Here is a 21,349-nt window from a genome sequence, read left to right as displayed (position 1 = left end):
CCACGCTCCGGCTCGCCAAGAGCCGGCACCGGGCCGCGCGGGATGGCCAGCTGGATGAGCTGAACCGGCCGCGATCCGGGGGTGCGATCGGCGAACCGGGCCGCCAGCGCCTCGATCTGGGCGGTGAGCTCGACCAGCTGCTCGGGCGTCACGTGGACCAGGGCGTCGCCGAACCCGGCCGCCGAACGCCACTCGGCCGGCTCGCCGGCCCGCGCCGCCAGGTAGTCCTGGGCCCGCTGGGTGAAGACCCCGAGCAGCACGCTGTTGAGCTGGTCGGTGGCGGCGCGCATGGCCGGGTCGTCGGAGTCGTCGTCCCACGACGTGGTGCGTGCGGTGGCCCGCCATGGTCGCTCGCGCCCGTCGGCACCGGGCACCCGCTCGGCGAAACCGTATTTGGCCAGCTGGCGCAGGTGGAACGAGCAGTTCGGCACGTTGTCGTCGAGAGCGGCCGCGGCCTGGGTGGCCGTCATCGGACCATCGGACCGCAGCAGCCCGATGAGCCGCATGCGCAGCGGATGAGCGTACGCGCGAAGGGTCTTCGGATCGGTGAGCCGGTTTGTGTCCCGCATACCCTAGAGAATGCTTTAGAAAGAAGTCTCTAGCAAGTCGGGACTCAGGGTTGGCACGTCAGGGTCGGACCAGGGCAGTTCCGGATGTTCGCGGAGGCTCCGAGACCGGAGGATGGAATGCATCAGGCCGAACGAGCCGGAGAGATGGAGACAGACATCCCATGAACACCGTGCACGACAACATGTCCCGCCGGGGCCTCACCCGGCCGCGCCAGGGCCGGATGATCGCCGGTGTCGTGGCCGGTCTGGCGAACCGCTTCGGGATCGACCCGTGGCTGGCCCGCGTGCTCTTCGTGGTGATCCTGCTGGCCATCCCGGGCAGCCAGATCCTGATCTACCCGATCCTCTGGATCCTGATGCCGTCGGAGAAGCCGGCCTACGCCACGGCCTACCCGCCGGCCGTCTGACCCCGACGCCGTCCCCGGACGGCAGCCCCGAATCGCTGAAGAACGGCCCGCCTGGTGCGGGCCGTTTCTTCGTGCGCGGAGGGCGCGGACTACGCGGAGGGCGCGGACTACGCGGAGGGCGCGGACTACGCGGGCGGCGCGGAGGGCGCGGGCGGCGCGGAGGGCGCGGGCGGCGCGGAGGGCGCGGACTGCGCGGAAGCGCCGGCTTTGCGCACGCGCAGAGCGAGCAGCCCGATCAGGCCGAGCGCGACGACGATCGCAAACGGCACGACGCCGGCCGAGGACACGAACGAGCTGAGCCAGCGCTGCACGACCCCGGCCGCGTTGATCACCGGGTCGGTGCCGGCCAGTCGCCGATCTCCGGCCAGCCGCAGCTCGTACCAGCCGTAATAGGCGACGTAGAGCCCGCACATCACCAGCACAGCCCCACCCACACGCGGGACGACCCCGAGCAGCGGCCGCATCCGGGCGATCAGCGACACCCGCACGAGGGCCACGGCCACCGCGGTCGCACTGACGACCAGAGCCATTCCTCCCGCGTACGCGAGAAAGAGCGCCACGCCGGACCCCACCGAACCCGCCCGCAGACTCGACACCACGAGCGCGAGAAACGGCCCGACCGCACATCCGAGCGAGGCGATCGCGTACGCCATCCCGAACAGCACCGTAGAGAAGGTCGAACCGGTCAGGGCCGGAGCCCGTACGGGTAAGGACGGCAGTGACCGGCCCGCGAGCAGCCACACCCCGACCGCGGCCAGGCCCACGCCCAGCACCACGGTGAGCCATGGCAGCCGGGGTTGCAGAACGCCCGCCACCGGCATCAGCAGCAGCCCGAACGCCCCGAACACCAGCGCGTAGCCGATCGCCAGCGCCGCACCGGCCTTGAGCGCGCGAGCCACCGCCCGGGCCGGCGAGGCCGAGTCGGCCGCGACCAGCACCGACAGATAGGCCGGTAGGAGCGCGAACCCGCACGGGTTGACCGCGCCGAGCATCCCCGCGGTCAGTGCCAGCAGCAGTTCCCCATCCACGTCAGAACTCCCCCGGGCCGGAACTCTCGAGCACCGTCAGACCCCGCCGACTCAGGCGACCAGGGCCTTCACCTGGGCGGTGAGCTGCAGATCGTCCAGATACCCGGTCGACTTGACGACGCCCGAGCGGTCCAGGACGACGTACAGGCTCTGCTCGGTGATCTTGAATTTCTTCCAGATCTTGCCGGCGCCGTCGTCGAGATGGGTCACGTTGCCGACCTCGAGATCCTTGACGAACTGGTGCATCTCGGAGTTGGCGCCCATCCCGGCGATGCCCAGGAAGGACAGCCGGTCGCCGTACTCCTCCTGCAGGTCGCGGATGCTCTGGGCCTCGCTCGCGCAGGTCGCGCACCACGGCGCCCAGAACCACAGGATGGTCGGCTTGCCGGCCAGCGTGGTCGCGTCGAACGGCTTGCCGTCGAGGGTCTTGCCGCTGAACTTGAGCGTGGCCGGAACAACGATCGGCGCCGCCTCGGGTGCATCCGATTTGTCCGGGACAGCCGCCGCCGGCTGAACAAACGTCGGCTGTTCCACGGGTGCGCTGCTGCACCCGGCGGCGAGCAGCACCCCCGCCGCCGAGAGCAGGACAGCGCGCCTTCTCACTTGACCGTCTCCTCCGTGAGCCGCAGGGCCAGTGCCGGGCAGACGTTGACCGCCTTGCGGGCGCCGTTCTCGAGCCACGGCGGCAGTGGCGTCTGCGGGAACGCCGGGAAGCCGTTCGCGTCGAGCCGGATGATCTCGGGCGCGACGGCCGAGCACAGCCCGTGCCCGTCACAGCGCGACCAGTCCACCGCCAGCCGGCGCGCACCCTGCTCGGCCGTGTAGGGCAGAGGCAGGATTCCCCGTACGCTCTTGCCGCAGCCCTCGCCGTTGGTGTGCGCCTCGACGTCCTTGGCGAACACCTCGAGCGCCGACAACGCGAACCGAGCCGTGCCGTCGGGGTGGCTGCAGGCGCCACGGCCCTTGACCACGCCGGCCGCCTGGCGCACGTTCTCGACCGCGTTGCCGCCGAGCGAGACCAGCGTGACCGCGCGGGCCAGGTCGGGCAGGCCGAGCCGGCACGGGCCGCACTGACCGGCCGACTCGCCGGCCAGATATTGCACGACCTGGGAGACCTCGCCGAGCGGGCAGGTCCGCGAGCCGATCGGGATCAGCATGCCCGCGCCCAGCGTGCCGCCCACGCTCGCGAAGCCCTTGCGCGAGATGGTGACCGTCTGCGCGGCCTCGGCGGTGATCCACTTGCCGTGGTAGCCGCCGACCAGCAGGCCGGGGCCGATGTCGGCGCCGCACATGTTCAGCACGTCCATCAGCGGGGTGCCGGTCGGCGCCTCGACCACGGCCGGGCTGCTGGCCGAACCGCCCACGGTCAGCATGACCGTGCCCGGCTCCTCGGGGATGCCGACCGCGTTGTACTCCCACGGGCCGAGCCGGGCCGCGATCGCCAGCTGCGAGTAGGTCTCGGCGTTGGACAGCAGCGTGGGCAGGCCCATCACGCCGTTGTCGCTGGAGCGCACCTTGCGGCCGGGCGGGATGTGCGCCTCGCCGTTGATGCCGCGGACCAGCGCGCCGCCCTCGCCCGAGATGAACCGGTGCGGCACGGTGACGATGCGGGTCGGGCAGGGCATCCGGCGCTCGGCCAGGGCGGCGGTGATCGAGCTCTGGCCGATGCCGTCGTCGGCGATGCCGATGACGATCTCCTCGGCGTCGAGCGCGGCCGCGGCCAGCGCGGCGCCGTCCAGGATCAGGTGCGGCGCCCGGGTCAGCACCGCCTTGTCCTTCCAGGACGGGGGCTCGCCCTCGGTGCCGTTGACCACGATCACCGGCGGCAGCTCCTGCCGGCGGCACGAGTCGAGCACCGCGCGCACCTTGCGGGCGAACGGGAAGCCCGCGCCGCCGCGTCCGCGCAGCTCGATGCGGTCGGCCAGGCCGATCAGCTCACCCGAGGACAGCGCCGCGAACCCGCCGTGCACCTCCTGGTGGGCGAGCAGGTCGAGACGGCCGTACTCGTCGAAGCCCGCGGTGATCCGCGGCGTGCCGATCGCGGTGACCGGCGGAACCTGCGACGCGCTCAATTCGCTTCCCCTCGCAGCTGCGACCAGTAACCGTCGTCAGCCTCGTCCTCCGTCCGGCCGCGTCCACCGCGGCGGGCCCCCTTGCCCGCCTGGACGCGTACGGGTTCCTGCTGTTCCCGCCGGGCCCGGCGCGACGCCATGTCGACCAGGGTCGGCGTCTCGTCCGGTTCCACGTACTCGGGACCGTCGAGATCGACGAACCCGCTGCGGCTGTGCCGTCCTGAATCGGCGCCGGAGATGTCGGCACCCCGGTCGCGCCGACCCCGGGGTGCGTCCTCGGCCTCCCGGTCGTAACGGGATTCCGAGCGCGAGCGGCGCGGTGGCGGCTCGTCGTCGTAGCGTCCCCGTTGGCGGGGCATCTCGTCGTAACCGGCGTGCCGGCTCTCGCGCGGCTCCTCGTAGGGCATGTCGCCCCGGCGGCGCGAGCGCGGCGCGGGCTCGTCCTCCGGCTCGGCGTAGCGGCGGCGGCGCGGAGCCGGCTCGTCGTAGCCGTCCATCTCGACCCGCCGCATGCGGGTGCCGGTGTCTTCCATCTCGACCCGGCGCATGCGGGTCTGCGTGTCCTCGAAGTCCGGGCGGCGCATCCGGGTCCCGGTGTCCTCGAAGTCGGCGCGCCGCATCCGTGTACCCGTGTCTTCGAAGTCCGGCCGCTGCATGCGGGTGCCGGTGTCCTCGAAGTCCGGGCGACGCATCCGGGTCCCGGTGTCCTCCATCTCGACCCGGCGCATCCGCGTCTGCGTGTCCTCGAGCTCGGGCCGGCGCATCCGCGTGCCGGTCTCCTCGCCCGGGTAGCGACGGCCGCGCGGCTCGTCGTACTCGATCTCCTCGGTGGCCCGCCGACCGCGGCGCGGACGCTCGTCGTCGTACTGCGGCATCATGCCGGTCGGCTCGTCGAACATCTCTTCGGACCGGGCCCGGCGCTGCCGCGGCGCGACCAGGTCGTCGGCGGGCGGCGGGGCGACCGGCGGAGCGGTGATCTCGGCGGCCGGGCGGAACGTGTCGGTCACGGCGACCGGTCCGAGCCGCTCGGGCTCGATCGGTGCGACCCGCTGGTCGCGGCGGCCGGGGCGGCGCATCGCCGGCGAGCTGGTGGGCACCAGCTGACCGACGGGCTTGAGGCCACCCGACGCGGCGGTCGACGAGAAGTCCTTGCGGCGGTTGAGCGAGACCGAGAGCCGGACGGCCAGGCCGACCAGCACGCCGAGCACGCAGACGATGTAGCTGACGACGACCCAGGTGGCGGCGGGCCGGCCGGCGCTGAGCCCGTGCATCAGGGCGGTCGGCCAGATCAGGTAGGAGATCGAGTGGATCCCCCGCCACATCCAGGGGCTGCCACGACCGATGAACCGGGACCGCGCGATGCCGGTCCACATCACCAGGATCATGGTCCAGCCCGAGATGGTGCCGAAGCCGATCCAGACGCGCTTGTCGCCGGAGTAGAGGAAGGGGATGAACGCGTCGATCACCGAGGCGTGCTTCTCGACGACCTTCATCCAGACGTGCAGGACGAGCGCGGTGACCGCGATGACGCCGGTGGTGCGGTGCGCGGACTGCAGCAGCACGCGTTGCCGGATCGAGAGGACCAGCCGGTCGGTGGAGACCAGGCCGATCATGATCGTGACGGACAACGACACGAGCGTGATGACGCCGATGTAGTACTCGGTGTAGGTGAAGAGATAGACGTATCCGACCCGGCCGGGCTTCGTCATCATGGCGACGGCCCAGATGGCCGCGATCACACTCACGGCCAGGATCGCGATCGCGCCCTTGGAGGGCTCGCGGCTTCCGGTGGCACCGACGTCGACGGGCATGCGTTCGGCGGGTCGCTCTTTGTTACTCGTCCGAGCCATAACTCCTCGTTCTCCGCAGCGGTCACGTCCCGTGGGCGGTGGGACGCAGGCATCCGTGGGGAATGCCCCCTGCTTCACTTGTTGCCGGGCAGCGAACGGCGCCAGCCGGTCCCTGCCCATCCCCCAACTACGTGCCGCACACGGGTTCGGATGAACGCCGGACGGTTCTTTTGCGCCGCACTTTCTCGCCACACCCCCAAGAAGGGCGCTGACCTGCGCAGACACGCCGGAGAAACAGTTGCCTAAGCGAAAAATAAGGCGTCACGACGCAGTGACCCAGCGCACCCGGTGAACCTTTCGGCCCTCCCGTGCGAACCATGGGTTGCGGCCACAGTCCATTCACGCGCGGCCGCCGGACGAAGGAGATGATCCGCATGCGGCACCTGACCCGAGGGGGGACTCGGATCAGCGCTGTCCTCGTGGCGGTGGCGACGCTGGCCTGGGCCTCGCCCGCGCGGGCCGACGTGCCCGGCTTCGAGGTGAAGATGGGGCAGTCGCCCCAGACGTTCACGATCGGCAAGGACGCCCGCACGCTCACCGCCGTCGTCTCGACCGACCGCGGCCGGCGCTGCCTCAAGGTCCGCTGGGCGCTGAGCATCGAGACCAAGGGCATCAGCCTGGACCAGGTGCGGGTGACCCGGATCGAGGATCAAAAGGCGTTTCCCGTACGCGCCGGCGTGCAGGGCGAGGCCGCGACGGTGATCGACGAGCGACTCGACCCCGGGCAGCTCTGCCAGGACCGTACGGTCACCGGGCAGTGGAACATCGCGTTCACCGGTCCCGACGACGGCGAGGTCACGTTCTCGGCCCAGGCCTTCGACGGCACCGGCCGGCTGCTCAGCTCGACCGGCGCCCAGGCCCGGGTGGTGAGTCCGGTCGCGGCCAAGCCGAGCGCCTCGCCGACCCCGTCACCCACGCCGTCGGCCACCCCGACCGAGGAGCCGGCCGAGGACGAGGAGGCCGTCGACGACCAGGCCGCGCCCGCACCCACCGAAACCGACACGGCGGCGCTCACCCCGGCCTCGAGCAGCTCCAACGTGCTCGGCATCGGGCTGATCGTCGGCGCGCTGATGGTCTTCCTCGGCGTCGGCATGCTGCTGCGGCTGCGCATCCGCAACCGGCGTCAACCGGCCGAGGTGCAGCTGCCGACCGGCTTCTACGACATGCCCTCCAGGCGGCGGACTTAAGAGACTTCTGTAGATGCGTTCTGGTCCCTTTAAGGTCCCCACGACCCCCGGACCGCTAGCGTTTTCCACAGAAAGCCCGCGAGCCATGACGTTCGGTGGCTCACTGCCCCGCCCTTTCCCCGGCGGGTGTGACTCCGGGCCGGCCGGGGCGGGCACCCCGGCCGAGAAGGTGCGGATGGGCGGCCGGTCCTGCGCGTGGGGCGCGGGCCGGCCGCCGTCCGTGTTTCAGACCGTGTGCTCGACCCGGATCACGATCGCGGTGGCGTTGTCCCGGCCGCCCGCGGCCAGCGTGTCGTCGAGCAGCGTGTGGGCGGCGGCCGCGGGGTCATCGGCGGCCAGCACGCGGGTCAGGCTCTCGTAGGAGAGCTGGTCGGCCACGCCGTCGGTGCAGAGCAGATAGACGTCGCCCGGCCGCAGCGTGACGTGCAGCAGGTCGGGCTCGGGCTCGTCGGGATGCCCCACATAGCGGGTCAGCCGGTATCGGGCCGCGTGGGCCTCGTCCGAGTCCGCCGCGAACCAGCCGTGCAGGACGCCCAGCCAGGCGATCGTGTGGTCGACGGTGAGCAGCTCGAGCAGGCCGTCGCGCAGCCGGTAGGCCCGGGAGTCGCCGAGTTGCACGATCCACGCCGCGTCGTCGCCCGCCCCGACGAAGGCGGTCAGCGTGCAACCGCACAACTCGGCCACAGCGCGGCCTGCCGTCCGTACGGAAACCTGGGCTTTTGCCGTTGCCGCCCGGAGCGTGGCCGGCGTGTCACCCACCGCGGCCTCGCGCACGAAGACCTCGACCGAGGTGTTCCCGGCGATAGTGCTGCCCGGACCGTCGCCCATCCCGTCGGCCACCACCGCGAACGGGCCGCCCGGGTCGAGATGAAGCACGTCGTAGTTGTCGTCGTAGCGCTCCCCCACGACACTGCCGGCCGCCGCGGTGAGGCGACGGCCGGCGGTGGTCCAGGCGACCTTGCTGATGTCCATGAGTTCTTTTTAGTACACCGGCCCCCGCTCCTCGTGGGTTAGAGCGGGGGCCGGCGGTCCTGACTACCCGTTCGCTACAGCGCCGGGTAAGCGTTGGCCATCAGCTGGCGGAACTGAGCCGAGAACCAGGCACCGGAGATCGGCGCGTTCGGCAGGGCACCGCTCAGGCTGTTGCCGTTGCGGGCGTTACCGGTGTAGGTCGGGTCGCACATCCGGTCGAAGCCCTTGCCCTCGTCGTTCGGGATGAGCGAGGAGGAACCGTCAGACTCGCCCGGGGGCTTGACCCAGACGTACGCGTCGATGCCGGCGGCCGGGGCCGCGGTCGGGCGCTCGCCCAGACCGGCACCGGACTGGTTGCACCAGTTGCCGGCGTGGATCCGGCGGTCGATGCGCGACTCGTTGACGAAGGTGTCGATCACGGTCGAGGTGCTGGCCGCGGTCGGGCGGGCCGAGCCACCCCAGCCGTTACGGCTGGTGTCGATCAGCATGCCGATGTTGGAGTTGAAGCCGATCGAGACCAGCTTCGTGCGGAACGCCTGGGCGAAGGTCAGCTCGTCGGTGTACTGGTTCCAGTCCACCCACTTCGACTGCCGCACGCTCTGGCCACCGACCTGGGTGGTCGGCTGCACGAAGGGCTCCCGCAGGGCCGAGTAGTTGGCCGTGTTGGTGATGAAGCCGGTGACGTTGTTGACGCTGCCCGAGGCCTGCGCGGCGGCGAGCATGATGTCGGCGGTGGGGTTGAAGTTCGAGTCCCAGCCGATCCAGCCGTGGTGCGCGGCGTCCACGTAGTTGTACGTGTTGGCGAGCGCGCCGAGCTTGTTCAGGGCGTAACCGACACCCTGCACGTACCCGCCGTTGGCCTTCATCGTGTCGCAGGTCGCCGTGCCGCCGGCCTGACCCGAGGTGTTGGTGATCAGGTTCGGCAGCGAGTCGATCTCGATCACGTTGATGATGCGCAGGCTGCGGTACTTGGCGTCGGCCTGGATCGCGGCGATCGGGTCGATGTAGTCGGTCTTGTACTTGGGCAGGTCGTTCGGACCCAGCTCACCGTTCGAGGCCAGCGCGGCACAGTCGCGGCCGGGCAGGTTGTAGATGACGAGCTGGATGTAGCCGGCACCCTGCGCGACGGCCGCGTCCAGGTGGTCCCGCAGACCCATCGCCCCGTTCGAGCTGCTGTCGGACGTGCCGTTGATGGCGGCGATCCGGTCCAGCCAGACGGCGGTCGGGTTGTTCGAGACACGGCTGCCGCCGGGCTCGGCGTCGGCCTTGGCCTTCCACTCCGGGTTGACGTAGCCCTTGGCGCCCGCGTACGGGTTGTCGACCTTGCTGCCCGGCGGGTTCGTCGGCGGCGTCGTGGGCGGGGTGGTCGGCGGCGTCGTCGGAGGCGTGGTCGGCGGCGTCGTGGGCGGCGTCGTCGGGCCGGTCGAGCCGGTGCAGGCGACGCCGTTCAGCGAGAACGTGGCCGGGTTGGTGTTGGTGCCCGAGTAGTTCGCGTTGAAGCCGAAGTTCGCGCTGCCGTTGGTCGGGAGCGAGGCCGACCACGACGGGTTGGTCGCCGTGACGTTCGCGCCGGACTGCGTGATCGTCGCGCTCCAGCCCTGGGTGATCTGCTGGTTGCCCGGGAAGGCCCAGGTCACCCGCCAGCCGCCGGAGATCGGGTCACCGAGGTTGGTCACGTTGACCGTGCCGGTGAAGCCGGTGCTCCAGCTGTTGGCGGAATAGTCGACACGACAGCCGGCCGCGGCGCTCGCACTGGTGGCGGCGAAGATGCCCGCCCCAGTGATGAGCGATGCGGCGGCGGCCGCGGTCAGACCGCGGATGAGGACAGGTCTCATGTGGTGGCTCCTCGAGACATGCGGCGGCGCCCGTGCGCCGGGGGATCAGCCGGAGAAGCATCGAGGGGCATCGCTTCCTCGGCTGTTCGAGAAGCATGACATGGGAGCGCTCCCACCGCAATCGTTGAGCCATAGATCAGAAATCATGCGTTAACACCGGCTCGCCGGGCTACCGGTGGTGCCCATGGCGTATAACGGGCATGTGCAGGTTTTCGAGATCACCGAGGCGCTGAGCGAAGTTCCGGGTGCGGAGGTCAGCGTCAAGCGGGGGCTCGTCCGCGTGCACATCCCCGCTCTGGGCGACACCGCGCAGCTGAACCCCGAGGTGGTCACGGCGGCCGAGTCGGTCTTCGTCCCGACCCGGGCCCCGGCGGTGCAGCTCGACCTCAAACTGGGCCGCGAGATCCTCCCCCTCATCGTCACCGTCGACGACATGGTGTTCACCCCGGTCTACGCCGACGACCTGGTCGAGCCGGGCGCCCACCGCCGCCTGCCCGCCCTGCCCAACCTGATCTCCTACTCCGAGATGCACCGCGACGTGCGGGCCTTCGGCAAGTCGATCGACGATCCGGCCCTCGACCTCGACCCGGAAACCCTGGCCGCCACGCTGCTGGCGCACCGGTGCTTCCTGGCCGGCGCGGTGCGGGTCGGCCTGTGGCCGGTGCGGGTGGCCGCCTGGTGGGAATACGCCCACGCCCGGATCGGCGGCCCGGTCGGGGCGACACCCCTGAAGGCCGACCCCGACTGGGACGATCTGATGACCGACGTGGCCGAGGCCCGCCGCCAGTCCCGGACCGGGCAGCCGGCGCAGAGCTGAAAGCGCCGCACCCCGGAGGGCACGGCGCTTCCGGCTGAGAATCGGCTACTGGTTCGAGGTGTACAGCTCCTTGATCTCCGCGGGAGACAGGGCCCGGTCGTACAGGTGAACCTGGTCGACCGTGCCGTCCAGGTAGTCGACCGGGTTGCCGCCGTACTTGCCCCGGCCGATCACCGTGTTGCCGGTGGGGGCGGCCTGGGGCAGGCAGGCACTGGCGGTTCCGGCGAGCTCACCGTCCACGTACAGGCGCAGTTCGCCCTTGACCGTGTCCCGGACGCCGACCAGGTGGTACCACTTGCCGGGCTCGGGCTTGGCCGGACCCAGGGCCCGCACGCCGGCGAAGCTCATCGCGAAACGCTGGTCGGCACCGGAGTACTGCAGGAAGAAGTCGCTGTTGGAAGCGCCGTCCTGCGAGACCACGGTCTGGAAGGCGCCGTCCGCCTTGTCGAGCTTGACCCACGCGGCGGCCGAATAGTCCGAGGCCGTGTTCAGCACCGGCTTGCCGGCATCCAGGAACTGGGTCGAGCCGTTCACGGCGACGCCCTGGCCGGTGTGGCCGTCGGCGAAGGCGGGGTCGCCGACCGGGGTCAGCGAACCGTAGGTGCCGTCGAGCGGCCAGAACGCGATGCCCTCGAGGCCGGGCGTGCCGGGTGGCGGCTGGGGCAGGGACGAGCCCGAGCCGTCAGCCTCCCGGACGATCTTCTGGTTGATCGCCTTCACCTGGCGCAGGTCCATCTTGGTGACCTGACGGTCGTACGTGAAGAAGCCGTTGAGCTCGGCCTCGACGTCGGTGATCTGGGTGTAGATCGCCGCGCTGATGCCGCAGCTCTGGGCGGCGGTGAGCACGTCCTCCTGGTTCTTCACGTAGCGGGAGGTCAGGGTGGCCTTGTCGGGCACCATCTCGTACGCCTGCCCGTCGCCGAACCACATGTGGTTGGACGTCTTGAGGCCGTAGCCGCCGTGCTCGCCGTCGATCGCGACGCGGGTCCCGGACGGGGAAGGCGAGGCCGGGCCCAGGTACTGGTGGAAGTCGATCACGTCGCCGCGGCCGGAGTCGCCCTTGGAGTTGCAGCAGTTCACGCCGCTGTGGGCGTTGACCAGACGGGACGGGTCCTGCGCCTTGACCGAGTCGGCAATCCGGCCGGTGGCGGTGCGGTCCCACTCGCCCCAGCCCTCGTTGAACGGCACCCAGGCCACGACCGACGTCCACGACTGGTGCTCGCGGACCATCTCGTGCAGCTCGGCCTCGAACTGGTCACGCCACTCGGCCGGGATCGGGCCGGTGTTGCTGCTCGGCATGTCCTGCCAGATCATCAGGCCCAGCTTGTCGGCCCAGTAGTACCAGCGGTCGGGCTCGACCTTGATGTGCTTGCGGACCGCGTTGAAGCCCATCGCCTTGTCCTGCTGCAGATCCCACTTCAGCGCGGCGTCGGTCGGGGCGGTGTACAGGCCGTCGGGCCAGAACCCCTGGTCGAGGTTCATCATGTTGAACAGGATCTTGCCGTTGAGCGTGATCCGGAGCTTGCCGTCGGCGCCCTGGGCCGAGCCGATCGTGCGCAGGCCGAAGTACGACCCGACCGTGTCGACCGTCTTGCCCCCGCTGATCAGGGAGACGTCGAGGTCGTACAGGAAAGGATTGTCGGGTGACCACAGCTTGGGCTTGCTGATCGGCAGCGTCAACGGTGCGCCGGTGGCGCCGGTGACCGAACCGACATTACGGCCGCCGTCGCGGGCCACGGCTTTGACCGTGAGGCCGGCCGGGGCTTCGACAGTCAAAGCCAGCGAGGTCAGTGACGGCGTCAGCTTCAAAGAAGAGATGGCTGCAGCGGGGACCGGCTCCATCCAGACCGTCCGCCAGATGCCGGAACTGCCCAGGTAGAAGATGCCGCGGTCACTCGTGCGCCGCTGCTTGCCGATCGGCTGCCCGGTCGAGTCGGTGAGATCCTCGGCCCAGACGATCAGCTCCTGCGGCCCGGTGCCCTTCAACGCGTCGGTGACGTCGACGTCGAACCCGTCGTACCCGCCGCGGTGGGTGGCGACCTGGGTGCCGTTCACGAACACCTTGGCGTCGTAGTCGACCGCCCCGAAGTGGAGGCGCAGGCGGTTGGCCGGCCCGATCTTCCAACCCGCCGGCACGGTGAAGGTGCGGCGGTACCACATGCGGTCCTCGTGCCGCTGGATGCCGGACAGGGCGCTTTCGATCGGGTACGGCACCAGGACGCGCTCGCCGAGACTCTGGCCGGTCGGTACGGCCTGTCCCGCGTCAGCCTTGGCGAACTCCCAGACGCCGTTGAGGTTCTGCCACTTGTCGCGGGTCAGCTGGGGACGGGGGTATTCGGGCAGGGCGTTGGACGGCCCGACCTGGTCGGTCCACTTGGTCGCCAGGGGTGGGATGCCGGGGTGCCAGGTGGGGGCGGCACTGGCGGGGGCGGCCGCACCCGCGACCAGCAGGACGGCGGCGGAGAGGGCGGCGAGATGTTTCTTCACGCGCGAAGTTCCCTTCGGTGGAAAGGTTGCGCTCGAACTCACTCAAGAACAAACACATTTGAACAACGCGGGGAAAGCCGCGTCAAGGGTTGATGAGGATCGATATCCGGTGGCGGGAAAGGAAACGGATCGCACCCCAACCGCGACCGGCGGCCCGTCAAGCCCGCCGGACCGGTGCCGACCTTGTGGGGCATGAGCGTGAGCAGCCCGGGACTGATCGGGGCCGACCCCCAGGACGCCCTGGTGGCCGACCTGGTGTCGTTCATGACCAAGGACACGCCCTCGGTCCAGCACGTGCTCGAGCTGGCCGAACCGCACCTGCGGGCGGCCGCCGCCCTCACCGCGGCCACCGTCTTCGAGCTCGACTCCGAGATCGGCATGAAGGTGACCGCCCAGGTCGGCCCGGCGGGCAACCGCGACCTGTTCGTGGCGGGCAAGGTGCTGCGCCTGGCGGCCGGCGCGCGGCCCCAGGTGACCGGCGAGCAGATGACCGTACGGCTGCGCATCGGCGGCCAGACCGTCGGCGTGCTGCTGCTCACCGGCGGCGCGCTCGAGGTGCTGCGCCCGGAACTGCTCGACTCGCTCGCCCTGCACTTCGCGACCACGCTGCAGGGCCTGGCCGCCGAGCGTCAGCGCCAGTTCCTCACCCATTCGTCGGCCACGGTGCGCCGGCTCTTCGAGCAGGGCATGGCCGCGGCCACCGTCGAGGACGCCGGGCGCATCCTGGCCGCCTCGGCCGCCGAGGGCTTCCGGGCCGAGCACGCCGCCGTCTATCTGATCGACGCCGCCGGCACGATCCGCTTCGTGCACTCGGTCAACCTGCCCGACGGCGACGAGCAGCTCCGCGACCTGGTCGGCCGGGCCGCTGCCGACTCGCCCGTGTGGCGGACGATCCAGGGCGGGCAGGCCTCGCTGATCGGCGACGCGGCCACGGCGCGGGTCCGCCCCGGCGGCCTGGTGCGGTTGATGAACCTGCAGGCGTACGTGGCGCTGCCCCTGATGTCGGCCCAGGGCCCGATCGGCATGATCATGGCCGGCGACTCGTCCGCGACCCGTTCCTGGACCAGCCAGGACCGCCTGCTGGCCGATCAACTGTCGGTCGAGGGCGCCCTGATCGTGGACAGCGCCGGGATGCGCCAGACGGCTCAGGCCCACGTCGCGCAACTCAGCCACCAGGCGTTCCACGACTCGCTGACCGGCCTGCCCAACCGCACCCACCTGATCGAGCAGGCTGAGCGGGCGGTCCGTGAGGCCGGTGCGTCGCGGAACCGGGTGGCGCTGATGATGCTCGACCTCAACGGGTTCAAACAGGTCAACGACACCGCGGGCCACCAGGCGGGCGACGAGTTGCTCGAGCAGGTGGCCAAGCGGCTGCTGGGCGCCGTGCGCGAGCACGACGTGGTGGCCCGGCTGGGCGGCGACGAGTTCGCCATCCTGCTCACCCGCGACCCGGACGAGAACGTGGCCAGCGAGGTGGCGATGCGGATCTGCGAGCGGCTCCGGCTCCCGTTCCGCATCGACGACCGGAACCTCACGGTCGGCGGCAGCGTGGGCATCGCGCTCTATCCGGACGACGCGGGCGACTACGAGGCTCTGATGAAGGGCGCGGACGAGGCGATGTACGAGGCCAAGCGGGCCACCAAGCGCAGCGGAGGCGGATTCCGGCGATACACGCTATGAGAAGAACCAGGCCACGGTGATGCCGACCAGGGCGCCGCTGGCCAGGAACCCCAGGCCGAAGCGGCGCGTCTCGGGCCGCCACACCGCACCGCCGCCGATCAGCAGATAGAGCGGCACCCAGGCCCAGAAGAACGCCGCCGACGGGAACAGCCGCATCGGGCCCATCGCGAAGCACGGCCCGATGCAGCCGAGCGCGAGCCCGCTGAGCAGGCCGGCCAGCAGCGGCGGGTCGATCAGCCGGGCCGGTATCGGCGGCGAGGCCACGGTCAGGATCGGGTCGTCGCCGGGCTGCTGGGTCAGCGTGATCACGTATCCGTACGGGTCGTGCACGACCAGGGTTCGGCCGGCGCCCTCGATGCGGCAGCCCTCCCACACGTGCCGGGTCGCCTCGTACGCGTCACCGAGGCCGGTCACCCGCCCGCCGCGCAGGATCCGGACCCCGGCGTGGGTGGGCGGCGCCTTGAGCAGCGCGGGCGGGATCGGGATCAAGACCATTCCCTCGTACGCGTGCAGAGTCGTCTCCAGGCGCACGTCGACGCCCTCGGTGACCTCGGCCCGGCTCAGTCCCACCCGACGAAGCGTCCCGCATTTCGTCGTGGAGATCCGATTTATCCGGAACTTAGGAGCCCCCGCTCGACCCGTTCGGCGGCCAGCACGTCCTGCACGACCATCGTCGCCGCCCCGATCACCCCGGCCTGGAACCCGGTCGTGGCCGGGACGATCTGCAGATGCCCGGTGGCCAGCGGCAGCGACCGCCCGTAGACCACCTCGCGCACCCCGGCGATCAGGCTCTCCCCCGCGCCGGCCAGCGAGCCCCCGATCACCACCAGCTCCGGGTTGAGCATGCTCACGCACATCGCGAGCACCTCGCCGATCGTCCGACCGGCCTGGCGTACGGCGTGGGCGGCCTCGATGTTGCCCCCGTTGACGAGCGCGACGACGTCACTGTTGGTGGCCACGGGCACCCCGGCCGCGCTGAGCTGCCGGATGATCGCCCGGCCGCTGGCCACCGCCTCGAGACAGCCGGTGTTGCCACAGGCGCAGCGGACCCCGGCCGCGTTCGGGGCGGCCACGTGCCCGAGGTCGCCGGCCGCCCCGACCGCGCCCCGCAGCAGCTGACGGCCGCTGATGATGCCCGCCCCGATGCCGGTGGCGACCTTGACGAACAGCACGTGGTCGAGGTCGGCGTGGGCGGTGACGTGCTCGCCCAGGGCCATGATGTTGACGTCGTTGTCGACCAGCACGGGCACGTCCCAGTGGCGGCGCACGTGCCCGGGCACGTCGAAGCCGTCCCACCCCGGCATGATCGGCGGGCGGCGCGGGCGGCCGCTGGAGTGCTCGACCGGGCCGGGCAGGCCGATCCCGATGCCGGCCAGATCCCGGACGCCGCGGCCGGCCGCGCCGAGCAGCCGGCCGATCGTCGCGATCACGCGGTCGAGCACCGGGACCGGCCCGTCGGTGACGTCGAGGCGCTCGGCCGCCTCGGAGAGGACTCGTCCGCGCAGGTCGGTCAGGGCCACGTTGGCGTGGGTGGCGCCGATGTCGGCCCCGACGACGACCCGGGCCTGCGGGTTGAACGCGAACCGGGCCGGCGGCCGGCCCCCGGTCGAGGCCGCCTCGCCCGACGGCGCCAGCAGTCCGGAGGCGAGCAGGGCGTCCACCCGGAGGCTGACCGTGGACCGGGCCATCCCGGTGATCCGGGCGAGCTCGGCACGGGTCCGCGGCTGCCCGTCGCGAAGCAGCTGCAGGAGCTCCCCCGGGCCGAGCCCCGTCTCACGGGTCGGAATCGCAGACATGGTGGAAGTCAAGCACACGACTACCAATCCGCCGCGAACCAGACAACTTATGCACGTCAAGCAATCTACTTCTGCCACCGTCTTGTTAAAAGTTTGTTAGGACCCATATGGTCGCCTGACATTGGATCGACGGAAGGGAAGCCGTGGACAACAACGTCAGTCGTCGCACCCTGCTCGGTGCCGGCGCCGGAGTTCTCGCCACCGGGGCGCTCGCCACCACCGGCGGCGCGGCCATGGCCTCGCCGAAGCACGGCGGCGGTTCGAGCACGATCCCGGCCGACCGGATCGGCCTGCAGATCTTCACCGTCCGCGAGCTGATCGGCACCGACTTCAAGAACCTCGAGATCGCCCTGGAAGCGGTCCACGACGCCGGTGTCCGCGAGCTCGAACTCGCCGGCACCTACTACGAGAAGACCACGACCCAGCTCAAGGCACTCGTCCAGTCGTACGGGCTGCGGATCGTGAGCAACCACTTCGGACCCCGCGGCGCCGGCCTGCCCAACCCGTGGGCCACGCATGACGGCCGGATGCAGATCTTCGAAGACGCGCAGAAACTCGGGCGTTTCCCGTACGTCGGCACCGGCAGCGCCTTCGGTTTCGACGGCGGCGGGTTCGGCCCGTTCACCGGCGAGAACATGAAGGTGCTGGCCGACCAATTCAACAAGTGCGGCGAGCACGCCGTCAAGCAGGGCTTCGGCGGCTTCTTCTTCCACAACCACGACAGCGAGTTCAAGCTGGAGAACGGCTCGCCGATCTTCAACATCCTGCTCGAGCGGACCGACCCGCGGTACGTGAAGTTCGAGGTCGACCTGGGCTGGGTCTCGGTGGCCGGCGAGGACCCGTACTGGTGGATCAAGAAACACGGCAAGCGGTTCATCGCGTTCCACATCAAGGACATCAAGTGGGACCCGAACGGCAACCGCACCGCCGCCGCGGGCACCCGGGCCGGCGGCAAGAAGTTCCGTTTCGTCGACGTCGGCAAGGGTGACGTCGACTGGACCCGCACGCTGTCCGCGCTCAACGACCTGCGCGACTACCGGTTCTTCCTCGAGCACGACGACGCCGGCAACCTGGCGCTCAACCCGCCCGGCTCGGCCAACACCGTCTGGCGCGGCTGCTCGGCCCTGGAGAGCATCAAGACCCGCCGCAAGTAACGCGCTTCCGGCGGCCGTGACCCCTGGCGGGGGCGGCCGCCGGTCCAGTCAGGTCGCCCCGTCGGCGACCTGTGCCACCCGGGTGCGCAGGTCGTCGGCGGGTTCGGGGCGGCCGGTGATGTTGGTCAGGTCCTCACGCAGGCCGTCGAGCCAGACGCGCAGGTCGGCCACGATGTAGAGGTCCTGGCCGAGGTCGTCGGGCCACTCCGTCGCGGGCGGCACCGGCGGCCGCGGCGGCGTCTCGCCCCGCATGAGGGCCCCGGCCGAGCGGTCGTAACAGGTGGCGACCGACGCGGCCAGGGTGGTCAGCTGGGTCACGCACGGCAGCAAACCACCGGCCGGGCACGACTTGATCAGAGCTTCCGATCCCCGTACGGCGTGGTGGCCCGCGATCAGCGTCGCCTGCCAGTCAAGTGTGGCCGACGGGTGCCGCTCGCTCTGATACAGCGCATACGACGCCTCGGCCAACTGCCCGGCCCGCCGCGCCTTGGGCATGGCGTCGCCCGGTTCGTGCCCGTCGGCCATCACCGCCACCGTCTCGCGCACGACGGCGGCCGACGCGGCCAGGAACGTCCCGGCGGCCCGGCGCAACTCCCCGGCTCCACCCCGCGGCCACGCGAACAGCCCGATCAGCACGCCGATGGCCGCACCGAGCAGCACGTCGGCCACCCGCTGCTCGGCCAGCGTCCAGTCGACCGGTGTGAACTGGGCGAACACCAGCGTGATGACCAGCGTGAACAGGGCCTGCGACCAGCCCAGCCCGAGCAGCGGGCCGGCCGCGAACCCGGCGATCATCACCACCGGCAGGGCGATCACGTAGACGATCGGGTCGAGCCCGAGCAGCAGGAGCAGCGCGGCCACGATCGACCCGGCGACCGTGCCGATCAGTGCGGGGCGCAACGTCGAGCGGGTCTCGGCGGCCGACGCACGCAGCACGGTGAGGATCGTCAGCAGCACCCAGAAGCCGTGCGACAGGTCCAGCACGCCGGCGATCAGACGGGCGACGGCCAGCGCGGCGGCCAGACGCAGCGCGCCCTGGAAGGCGACCGAGCGCGGGGTGAGGTTTTCGCGCAGGCGGTGCCACCAGAGAGCGGGTGTCCGGCGGTAGGCGTACCAGAAGAGACCCGGCTGGGCCGACGGCGGCGTGGGATCGGGGTGTCCGGGCGGTTCGCCGGCCGCGAGGCGCACCGCGAAGACGAGCGACTTGGTCCACTCCCCCAGCGACAGGGCGAGCGCGCCGAGGCGCAGCCGGTCGGGCGGCAAGCCGTTGGGGTCGGTGTTCATGCGGGCCACGCGGAAGTCGGTGATCGCCGCCGCCACCAGCGTGGTGTCGGGCAGCGGGCCCTCGGCGCGCAGCCAGGCGCCGGTCGCGTCGACACAGCCCGCGACCGTCCGCAGCAGCTTCGCCGCGGCCGGCCCGGTGACGGCCTCGCGATGATCGGTGAAGGCGAGGTCGAGCGCCCGGCCGAGCATCAGGCGCGCGGTGCCCGCAGCCGACGCCAGCGCCCGGTCACGCTGCCCCGCGGAAGCCGGCCGTTCGGTGGGCGGCAGCCGCGAGGGCCGCAGCGCGTCGGCCGCCTCGGTGGCGGTCGTGAACAGCTCGGCCAGTCGCTCGGGACCGGGCGCCGGCGCGGCCGGCCCATCCGGCGTCGGCTCGCCGGCCGGCCCGCTCGGCGTCGGCGCGGCGAGCCCGCCCGGCGTCGGTGCGGCGAGCCCGTCCGGCGTCGGCGCGGCGGGCGGCCCGCTCGGCACGGCACCGGACCAGTGGTCGGCCAGGGCGTCGAGGCAGGCGGCCAGGGCCGAGACCGCATCGGCGAGCCGGTGCCGGTAGAGCGGCGGTGTCGGATCGGGCCAGATCACCAGTTCGGCCACGGCCAGCAGGACGACGGCCAGGGTCAGGCCGGCCAACCGCTCCGGGAGCGAGCCGGGATCGTACGGGGGAAAGCAGGGAAGGATGTAAAGCAACTGCATGCCCGCCGCGAGCCCGACCAGCCGCGGCCCGCCCACGCCGACGAAGCTGACCGCGAAGCCGAGCACGAACATGCCGGCCGCCGCCGCCCACGTGTCGACCGAGAGCAGCGTGCCCAGGGTGACCAGCACCCAGCCGACCGGCAGGACCGCGATCAGCGTGCGGGCGCGTTGCCGGGGTGAGCCCGGGATCTGCGAGAGCGCGCCCAGGGCGACCACCCCGAACAGCGCGTACGGGGCCATGGCGGCGCTGCCCAGCACGTAGCGGCAGAAGTAGAAGCCCAGGCAGGCGACCAGCGTGATCCGGACCGCCCGCCGGACGACGACCAGTTGCGGGTCACGCTTGCGCACCCACCGCCACATGGGGCGCAGTCTTACACGAACGCGCTCTCCCCGGTCACCGCCCGGCCCACGATCAGCGTGTTGATCTCGCGGGTGCCCTCGTAGGAGTAGAGCGCCTCGGCGTCGGCCACGAACCGGCCGATGTCATAGTCGAGGACGATGCCGTTGCCGGCCAGCAGTTCCCGCGCCCAGCCCGCGACCTCGCGCATCCGGGTGGTGCAGTAGGCCTTGGCCAGGGCCGAGTGCTCATCCCGGTACTTACCTTCGTCCTGCAGCTGGGCCAGCCGCACGCACAGGCCGAGCGAGCCGGTGACGTTGCCCAGCATGCGGACGAGCAGATCCTGGACCAGCTGGAACTTCGCGATCGGGCGCCCGAACTGCTCGCGCTCCTTGGCGTAGTTGAGGGCGATCTCGTACGCCGCGAGCATGACCCCCACGGCCTCCCAGGCCACCCCGCTGCGGGTCTGGCGCAGCACCTTGGCCGTGTCCTTGAACGAGTTCGCGTTCTGCAGGCGGTCGGCCTCGGGCACCCGCACCCCGGTCAGCGTGATGTCGGCGTTCTGCACGGTACGCAGGGCGATCTTGTTCTCGATCTTCGTCGCGGCGAAGCCCGGCGCGTCACCGCGTACGACAAAACCTTTGACCTGGTCGTCGGCCACATCGCGAGCCCACACCACGACAAGATCGGCGAACGTCGCGTTGCCGATCCAGCGCTTGGACCCGTCGAGCACCCACTCGTCGCCCTCGCGGCGGGCGGTCGTGCGCAGGCCGGCCGCCACGTCGGAACCGCCGGTGGGCTCGGTCAGCGCGAACGCACCGACCTTGTCGAACGCCGCCATCTCGGGCAGCCAGCGCGCCTGCTGATCGGCCGAGCCGCACATCCGGATGCTGCCCATGGCGAGGCCGGCGTGCACGCCGTAGAAGGTGGCCATCGACGCGTCGGCCCGGGCCATCTCGAGCGCGAGCCAGCCGTTCAACAGCGACGACGAGGAACGGCCGGCGATGTCGAGGTCGGCGTACCGCTTGATCAGGTGGTGCGGGAACTCGGCCCGCTGCCAGTGGTCGTTCGCGATCGGCACGACCTCGGCGTCGAGGAAGTCACGGACACGGCGCACAACGGCGGCCTCGTCCGCCGAAAGCAGGTCCTGAAAGGCGTAAAGATCTCCGGCGAGCATGTTCGGTACC

The 21,349-nt window shown here is 71.1% G+C and carries 16 protein-coding genes and 1 pseudogene; 5 read left to right on the top strand and 12 right to left on the bottom strand.

The annotated features are described in order from the left end of the window. Window positions 1-11: 11 nt before the first annotated feature. Window positions 12-569: pseudogene (locus KOI35_RS33805) on the bottom strand (winged helix-turn-helix domain-containing protein); the annotation flags it as partial. A 161-nt stretch (window positions 570-730) separates the two neighbouring features. Here KOI35_RS33805 and KOI35_RS33800 point away from each other — a divergent pair. Beyond that, entirely contained in the window at window positions 731-976 is a 246-nt protein-coding gene (locus tag KOI35_RS33800) for a PspC domain-containing protein (RefSeq protein WP_215792748.1), read from the top strand. 125 nt (window positions 977-1,101) lie between these two features. On the opposite strand, the gene KOI35_RS33795 is transcribed toward KOI35_RS33800, so the two are convergent. From KOI35_RS33795 to KOI35_RS33780, 4 genes are all read right to left on the bottom strand, one after another. After that, window positions 1,102-1,968 carry a cytochrome c biogenesis CcdA family protein gene (locus KOI35_RS33795; RefSeq protein WP_215792799.1) on the bottom strand — a complete coding sequence of 289 codons (867 nt, stop codon included), beginning with the start codon at window positions 1,966-1,968 and terminating at the stop codon, window positions 1,102-1,104. 87 nt (window positions 1,969-2,055) lie between these two features. Next, entirely contained in the window at window positions 2,056-2,607 is a 552-nt protein-coding gene (locus KOI35_RS33790) for a redoxin family protein (RefSeq protein WP_308121266.1), read from the bottom strand. Further along, the gene (locus KOI35_RS33785; protein ID WP_215792747.1) at window positions 2,604-4,076 is read right to left on the bottom strand and encodes an NADH-quinone oxidoreductase subunit NuoF family protein; all 1,473 of its coding nucleotides are present in this window, start codon (window positions 4,074-4,076) and stop codon (window positions 2,604-2,606) included. Before KOI35_RS33785 ends, KOI35_RS33790 begins: the two co-directional genes overlap by 4 nt. Further along, window positions 4,073-5,887, bottom strand: coding sequence for a translation initiation factor III (locus tag KOI35_RS33780; protein WP_246614163.1), 1,815 nt, complete (start codon window positions 5,885-5,887; stop codon window positions 4,073-4,075). The genes KOI35_RS33785 and KOI35_RS33780 overlap by 4 nt, the downstream gene beginning before the upstream one ends. Window positions 5,888-6,345: 458 nt before the next feature. Here KOI35_RS33780 and KOI35_RS33775 point away from each other — a divergent pair, with 458 nt between their 5' ends. Beyond that, on the top strand, window positions 6,346-7,113 hold the full coding sequence (locus KOI35_RS33775; RefSeq protein ID WP_215792745.1) for an RAD23 family protein: 768 nt from the start codon (window positions 6,346-6,348) through the stop codon (window positions 7,111-7,113). A gap of 225 nt (window positions 7,114-7,338) precedes the next feature. On the opposite strand, the gene KOI35_RS33770 is transcribed toward KOI35_RS33775, so the two are convergent. Next, window positions 7,339-8,085, bottom strand: coding sequence for a PP2C family protein-serine/threonine phosphatase (locus KOI35_RS33770; RefSeq protein WP_215792744.1), 747 nt, complete (start codon window positions 8,083-8,085; stop codon window positions 7,339-7,341). A 74-nt stretch (window positions 8,086-8,159) separates the two neighbouring features. Then, on the bottom strand, window positions 8,160-9,920 hold the full coding sequence (locus KOI35_RS33765) for a glycoside hydrolase family 6 protein (protein ID WP_215792743.1): 1,761 nt from the start codon (window positions 9,918-9,920) through the stop codon (window positions 8,160-8,162). A 184-nt stretch (window positions 9,921-10,104) separates the two neighbouring features. Between KOI35_RS33765 and KOI35_RS33760 the strand changes: the two genes are divergently transcribed. Then, window positions 10,105-10,737, top strand: a complete 633-nt coding sequence (locus tag KOI35_RS33760) for a hypothetical protein (protein WP_246614162.1) — start codon at window positions 10,105-10,107, stop codon at window positions 10,735-10,737. A 45-nt stretch (window positions 10,738-10,782) separates the two neighbouring features. Here the strand turns inward: KOI35_RS33760 and KOI35_RS33755 are convergent, their stop codons facing one another. Further along, on the bottom strand, window positions 10,783-13,224 hold the full coding sequence (locus KOI35_RS33755) for a LamG-like jellyroll fold domain-containing protein (protein WP_215792742.1): 2,442 nt from the start codon (window positions 13,222-13,224) through the stop codon (window positions 10,783-10,785). A 192-nt stretch (window positions 13,225-13,416) separates the two neighbouring features. Between KOI35_RS33755 and KOI35_RS33750 the strand changes: the two genes are divergently transcribed. After that, on the top strand, window positions 13,417-14,904 hold the full coding sequence (locus KOI35_RS33750; protein WP_246614161.1) for a sensor domain-containing diguanylate cyclase: 1,488 nt from the start codon (window positions 13,417-13,419) through the stop codon (window positions 14,902-14,904). Here KOI35_RS33750 and KOI35_RS33745 read toward each other — a convergent pair. Both KOI35_RS33745 and KOI35_RS33740 read right to left on the bottom strand, forming a co-directional pair. Beyond that, window positions 14,899-15,474 carry a hypothetical protein gene (locus tag KOI35_RS33745; protein ID WP_215792741.1) on the bottom strand — a complete coding sequence of 192 codons (576 nt, stop codon included), beginning with the start codon at window positions 15,472-15,474 and terminating at the stop codon, window positions 14,899-14,901. The genes KOI35_RS33750 and KOI35_RS33745 overlap by 6 nt on opposite strands. Before the next feature lie 38 nt (window positions 15,475-15,512). After that, entirely contained in the window at window positions 15,513-16,700 is a 1,188-nt protein-coding gene (locus KOI35_RS33740; protein WP_215792740.1) for an ROK family transcriptional regulator, read from the bottom strand. A 143-nt stretch (window positions 16,701-16,843) separates the two neighbouring features. Between KOI35_RS33740 and KOI35_RS33735 the strand changes: the two genes are divergently transcribed. Further along, on the top strand, window positions 16,844-17,854 hold the full coding sequence (locus KOI35_RS33735) for a sugar phosphate isomerase/epimerase family protein (protein WP_215792739.1): 1,011 nt from the start codon (window positions 16,844-16,846) through the stop codon (window positions 17,852-17,854). A 48-nt stretch (window positions 17,855-17,902) separates the two neighbouring features. Here the strand turns inward: KOI35_RS33735 and KOI35_RS33730 are convergent, their stop codons facing one another. Together KOI35_RS33730 and KOI35_RS33725 are read right to left on the bottom strand one after the other, a co-directional pair. Next, a complete protein-coding gene (locus KOI35_RS33730; protein ID WP_215792738.1) occupies window positions 17,903-20,185 on the bottom strand; it encodes an FUSC family protein in 2,283 nt (760 codons plus the stop codon). 11 nt (window positions 20,186-20,196) lie between these two features. Beyond that, window positions 20,197-21,339 carry an acyl-CoA dehydrogenase family protein gene (locus KOI35_RS33725; protein WP_215792737.1) on the bottom strand — a complete coding sequence of 381 codons (1,143 nt, stop codon included), beginning with the start codon at window positions 21,337-21,339 and terminating at the stop codon, window positions 20,197-20,199. Between the last annotated feature and the right edge of the window lie 10 nt (window positions 21,340-21,349).

Source organism: Paractinoplanes bogorensis (assembly GCF_018829635.1).
GTDB lineage: Bacteria > Actinomycetota > Actinomycetes > Mycobacteriales > Micromonosporaceae > Actinoplanes > Actinoplanes bogorensis.
The sequence above is the reverse complement of the archived record's forward strand: the minus strand, read 5'-3'. Positions and strand labels throughout refer to the sequence as shown.

Bases quoted from the DNA above. Each gene is read 5' to 3' on its own strand.
- KOI35_RS33765 (WP_215792743.1), bottom strand. From the start codon at position 9,920: ATGAGACCTGTCCTCATCCGCGGTCTGACCGCGGCCGCCGCCGCATCG.
- KOI35_RS33725 (WP_215792737.1), bottom strand. From the start codon at position 21,339: ATGCTCGCCGGAGATCTTTACGCCTTTCAGGACCTGCTTTCGGCGGAC.
- KOI35_RS33780 (WP_246614163.1), bottom strand. From the start codon at position 5,887: ATGCCCGTCGACGTCGGTGCCACCGGAAGCCGCGAGCCCTCCAAGGGC.
- KOI35_RS33750 (WP_246614161.1), top strand. From the start codon at position 13,417: ATGAGCGTGAGCAGCCCGGGACTGATCGGGGCCGACCCCCAGGACGCC.
- KOI35_RS33795 (WP_215792799.1), bottom strand. From the start codon at position 1,968: ATGCTCGGCGCGGTCAACCCGTGCGGGTTCGCGCTCCTACCGGCCTAT.
- KOI35_RS33730 (WP_215792738.1), bottom strand. From the start codon at position 20,185: ATGTGGCGGTGGGTGCGCAAGCGTGACCCGCAACTGGTCGTCGTCCGG.
- KOI35_RS33800 (WP_215792748.1), top strand. From the start codon at position 731: ATGAACACCGTGCACGACAACATGTCCCGCCGGGGCCTCACCCGGCCG.
- KOI35_RS33770 (WP_215792744.1), bottom strand. From the start codon at position 8,085: ATGGACATCAGCAAGGTCGCCTGGACCACCGCCGGCCGTCGCCTCACC.
- KOI35_RS33740 (WP_215792740.1), bottom strand. From the start codon at position 16,700: ATGTCTGCGATTCCGACCCGTGAGACGGGGCTCGGCCCGGGGGAGCTC.
- KOI35_RS33760 (WP_246614162.1), top strand. From the start codon at position 10,105: ATGGCGTATAACGGGCATGTGCAGGTTTTCGAGATCACCGAGGCGCTG.